The following is a 3,609-nucleotide window of genomic DNA, read 5'->3' as shown; positions in this document are numbered from 1 at the left end:
CCTATGATGATTTTGCCACTTTATTATGGTGCCTTTAAGCAGGTGAGAATGTATCGCTGTTTAAGAAAACAACTGAAAAGCGTGCTGAAAGAACCTGATACAGCTGTTTGAGAAACTACGAGAGGGAAAGAATGATAAAGCACAGATAGGGATGAAGCAGGTGGAGGTGCAATAGGTAGGGGGTGCAATAGGGGGAAAAAGTACGATATTCTTGTTGCAATATTTGTTCTTGTGCTTGTGTTGGTGACAGCTTGGATTGCTGTTATCCCTATGATGATTTTGCCACTTTATTATGGTGTCTTTAAGCAGGTGAGAATGTATCGCTGTTTAAGAAAACAACTGAAAAGCGTGCTGAAAGAACCTGATACAGCTGTTTGAGAAACTACGAGAGGGAAAGAATGATAAAGCACAGATAGGGATGAAGCAGGTGGAGGTGCAATAGGTAGGGGCTGCAGTAGGTAAGGGTGCAGTAGGTGGGAGCATGAAGCAGAGGAGCATTGAGAAGACAGATGAAGAAGAAGAGCGAGAAGAGCTCTATGACGTTTATGATGACGGGGAAGTTCTGACCATGGAAAGCGCAACCGCGTTTCTAAAGAGCTTGGGGTGGTCGGTGGAAATCGAGGGATATGGGGATCATAGTGCAATTTCTTTATCATGATGAAGTCAGTGAAGATTTTTCGATCTGATCACGGACTTTTAATTATGACCGGTATTTTTGCCGCTGCTTGCCAGACTATTAATCCTTATAATTCTCAAGCTTTGCCAGCCGTACACCTGAGTTTTGTGCGTAGGGGACTGCAAATTTTTGCGGAAAGAGTCACAAAGGACCGTTTAAAGCAGGCGCTTGATGAAACTTTAAAATGGGCGATGGAGGATTCTCGTCTTCAGGAAACGTTTCGCTCTCAATATAGTGCTCTGCCTTGATAGTGCTCCGCCTTGGAAAAAAAATACCGTAGCTTGGTCGATAAACGAAACCAATGGGGTACCCTTTATGCTCTTGCTGCTCTTGCTTTGCTTGGCGATGTTGAAACCTTACACTCTTATCAAAGGCGCTTTGCAGAAGGTCATTATCTAGGCTTTGTGGCAGATAGCGAGTCTGCAGCTCTTGACGCGTTTCTTCTTGAATGCGCTTTTTGAATGCGCTTTGCTGATGGAAGAAGAGGTGGCTAAAACAGAGCAACTCAGTTACGCTGTGCTTGAACGGGTGGCTGAAAAATTGTCTATGGAAGTCAATAATTATCGCGCTTTTAGAGTCAGAGATCCGAATTTGTGTCATAAAAAAACGGGATTATCATAAGATAAAGAGTCGAATGAAAAAACAGGAATTAAGAAAACAAGGATCCATTGTGTGTGATGAGGAAATTATATTTGAAGCCGAAGGGATGAAGCACTGTCCTGATATTGTTTATATCAAAGACGGTGAATTAGCAGTTGCCGATAGAAGTATTGATTAGTTGAAGACAAACCATTGTTGCGTAAAACAAAGGATATCTCAAGATGCCGTCAAGAATTTTGCAAAAACTTTAAGAAAAATAAACAATCATAGTAAATTCTTTAAAAGAAAATGCACCGAAAAGCATGCAAATTAAAGAATAGAAAAGAACATTTAGTGTTCAATTCGCAGTTATCCAGTTTTTTAAGAAAAAACTGTTGCTTTGTTTCTCAGAAAAAGATGAGAACGGTGTAAAAACAAATATAAAATAAAACTTAAAAGAATATCCTCGTGTATAAAAGTAAAGTAAAGTAAAACAAAAAACCCCTCCTTAAATAAAGGGATTTTTTTTAAGCTTTAATCCATAACGCGCGAGGTACCCCTCCCCTTGTGAAGTTCTTTCACAGTGCGTTCAGTACCTTCCCCTCATTCCCCTCATACGCGTCATGGACCCCTCCTTGTTGTCCTGCTAAGCCGTTCTGTTTAAATAATTTGTAACGAGTGCTTCTATGCCAATCATGATAGATGAGCACAGAAATCCACCTACCGCATACAATATCTCTGTTCCTTGTTTGTATAAATTACTTATATCCACTTTTGGTTTTGTATTGTTGTTGCCATTGTTTGTATTGTTGTTGCCATTGTTTGTATTGCTGTTATTATTGTCACCATTTACTGGTATAAATGATAGACTAAATGTGCCACTTGCTGGTTCAATAAGATTTAAATCTTTTTCAGAAGAAGTATAAGGTGAAATAATAGGACCTTGTTGCTGGTTTACTATATGATCAGATGCTTCAAATGCTAAAGCTAAACCACTTGTGACAGCACCGACTATAAAAAAATATCTTATTTTCATAGCATCCCTCCTTTATTTATTTATCAAATAAATATCGAAACGTATCATACATAAATTCAATTTAAATTGCTATAGTAAAAATGCAACAGTCATAAAAAAGAATTATTTGTGTCTATAAATAGCCTTAATTAACCAATTTTCGCCTTAATAAATTCTTTATAATTCTTTATCGCGGATGTGTGGAGCGGATTTAACGGTTTCGTGTAGATAATCATGCGTAATTGGTGACAAAAACGGGGCTAGAAAGCCCCTTTTTGTGTCGCAGCAAAGGAGTGTAAGGGCTTAATATCACGAGAGTTGAACGGATTTTGTTAGCAGTTTGAGGCTCCCTTGTGGGTTTTAGGGTCCATTCTGTGTGGGCTGAATGTGTTCTGTGGGGAATGAATCTCGTATGGGGAGTCGGTGCGCATTCCTTTAGAGGGTAGCGCATCTTTTTGGGGGGGACGTGGGAGAGGCGGTAAATTTTCTGTGAAAAGTTGAGATTATGCGTGAAGGTTGTACTTTTCTGTATTTCATACTGGTTGGCTCTTGAAGCTGTTATGGATGTTTCTCTTACAGCCTTAATATTTGAGATTCCCAATATGGGAGATGATTTTAAAGTGAGGAGGCAAGCCAGTAAGCAATCAAAGTCACTGAAAAAGTCACTGAAAAAGTCATTGGGGGGGGGATTTGCGTGATTCTCTGCGATCACTTCTTGTTTTTATTTCGTGCTGATAATGTTTAAAAATGGATGGCTTTAAAAGGCTTCCATGACAGAAGTTCACGAGGATAAAGCAGTATGGAGAGGGAAAAAGTTTCATAATTGTTGGTTTTATTGCCAATTTATCCGATTATCGCTTTTTTTAACTGTCCTCTTCTTTTCTTCAAATCATATTCTATCGATTTATATCGACAGTGTTTAGAGTGTTGTAAGCAACATGATATCGTTGTGAAAATGCTTTCGCCATTTGTAAAAGGGGATTTCGACGAGAAGAATAAATTTGCCAATTTGTTTTGTGCATTAAAAATGGTGAGAATGGTGCCGTATACTCGATGAAGAGGACCTAAAAAGATAAAGGACAGTGGATAAAGATCTAAAAGAAATTTACAAATTTTTTAAAAAAGTTACACCCTTTCAATGGGTAAGGGCCCCCTAGATTAGTTCTTGGTGGGCTTGAAGCTTGTGCAGTAGCCCCCTTGTGCAGTAGCCCCCTTGTGCAGTAGCCCCCTTGTGCAGTAGCCCCCTTGTGCAGTAGCCCCCTTGTGCAGTAGCCCCCTTGTGCAGTAGCCCCCTTGTGCAGTAGCCCCCTTGTGCAGTAGCCCCCTTGTGCAGTAGCCC

7 protein-coding genes are annotated in these 3,609 nt (G+C 39.8%); 5 read left to right on the top strand and 2 right to left on the bottom strand.

The window, feature by feature from the left end; all coding sequences use genetic code 11:
• Positions 1-481: 481 nt before the first annotated feature.
• The 5 genes from ABD915_RS07260 to ABD915_RS07240 are packed head-to-tail and all read left to right on the top strand — an operon-like array spanning position 482 to position 1,454.
• Positions 482-658 (top strand): hypothetical protein, encoded by a 177-nt coding sequence (locus ABD915_RS07260; protein WP_345116965.1) that lies wholly within the window; start codon positions 482-484, stop codon positions 656-658.
• A gap of 8 nt (positions 659-666) precedes the next feature.
• Positions 667-924, top strand: a complete 258-nt coding sequence (locus ABD915_RS07255; RefSeq protein ID WP_345116963.1) for a hypothetical protein — start codon at positions 667-669, stop codon at positions 922-924.
• A gap of 12 nt (positions 925-936) precedes the next feature.
• The gene (locus ABD915_RS07250; RefSeq protein WP_345116962.1) at positions 937-1,137 is read left to right on the top strand and encodes a DUF6990 domain-containing protein; all 201 of its coding nucleotides are present in this window, start codon (positions 937-939) and stop codon (positions 1,135-1,137) included.
• Positions 1,138-1,162: 25 nt separating this feature from the next.
• On the top strand, positions 1,163-1,297 hold the full coding sequence (locus ABD915_RS07245) for a hypothetical protein (protein WP_345116960.1): 135 nt from the start codon (positions 1,163-1,165) through the stop codon (positions 1,295-1,297).
• Positions 1,298-1,310: 13 nt separating this feature from the next.
• Positions 1,311-1,454 carry a hypothetical protein gene (locus ABD915_RS07240; protein ID WP_345116958.1) on the top strand — a complete coding sequence of 48 codons (144 nt, stop codon included), beginning with the start codon at positions 1,311-1,313 and terminating at the stop codon, positions 1,452-1,454.
• A 447-nt stretch (positions 1,455-1,901) separates the two neighbouring features.
• Here the strand turns inward: ABD915_RS07240 and ABD915_RS07235 are convergent, their stop codons facing one another.
• Together ABD915_RS07235 and ABD915_RS07230 are read right to left on the bottom strand one after the other, a co-directional pair.
• Positions 1,902-2,291 (bottom strand): hypothetical protein, encoded by a 390-nt coding sequence (locus ABD915_RS07235; RefSeq protein WP_345116956.1) that lies wholly within the window; start codon positions 2,289-2,291, stop codon positions 1,902-1,904.
• Between the two features lie 1,132 nt (positions 2,292-3,423).
• A partial coding sequence (locus tag ABD915_RS07230) for a hypothetical protein (protein WP_345116954.1) occupies positions 3,424-3,609 on the bottom strand: 186 nt, incomplete at its 5' end.

Origin of the sequence: Bartonella jaculi, from assembly GCF_039543045.1 — a bacterium.
Classification (GTDB): Bacteria; Pseudomonadota; Alphaproteobacteria; order Rhizobiales; family Rhizobiaceae; genus Bartonella; species Bartonella jaculi.
The sequence above is the reverse complement of the archived record's forward strand: the minus strand, read 5'-3'. Positions and strand labels throughout refer to the sequence as shown.

Bases quoted from the DNA above. Each gene is read 5' to 3' on its own strand.
- ABD915_RS07235 (WP_345116956.1), bottom strand. From the start codon at position 2,291: ATGAAAATAAGATATTTTTTTATAGTCGGTGCTGTCACAAGTGGTTTA.
- ABD915_RS07240 (WP_345116958.1), top strand. From the start codon at position 1,311: ATGAAAAAACAGGAATTAAGAAAACAAGGATCCATTGTGTGTGATGAG.
- ABD915_RS07260 (WP_345116965.1), top strand. From the start codon at position 482: ATGAAGCAGAGGAGCATTGAGAAGACAGATGAAGAAGAAGAGCGAGAA.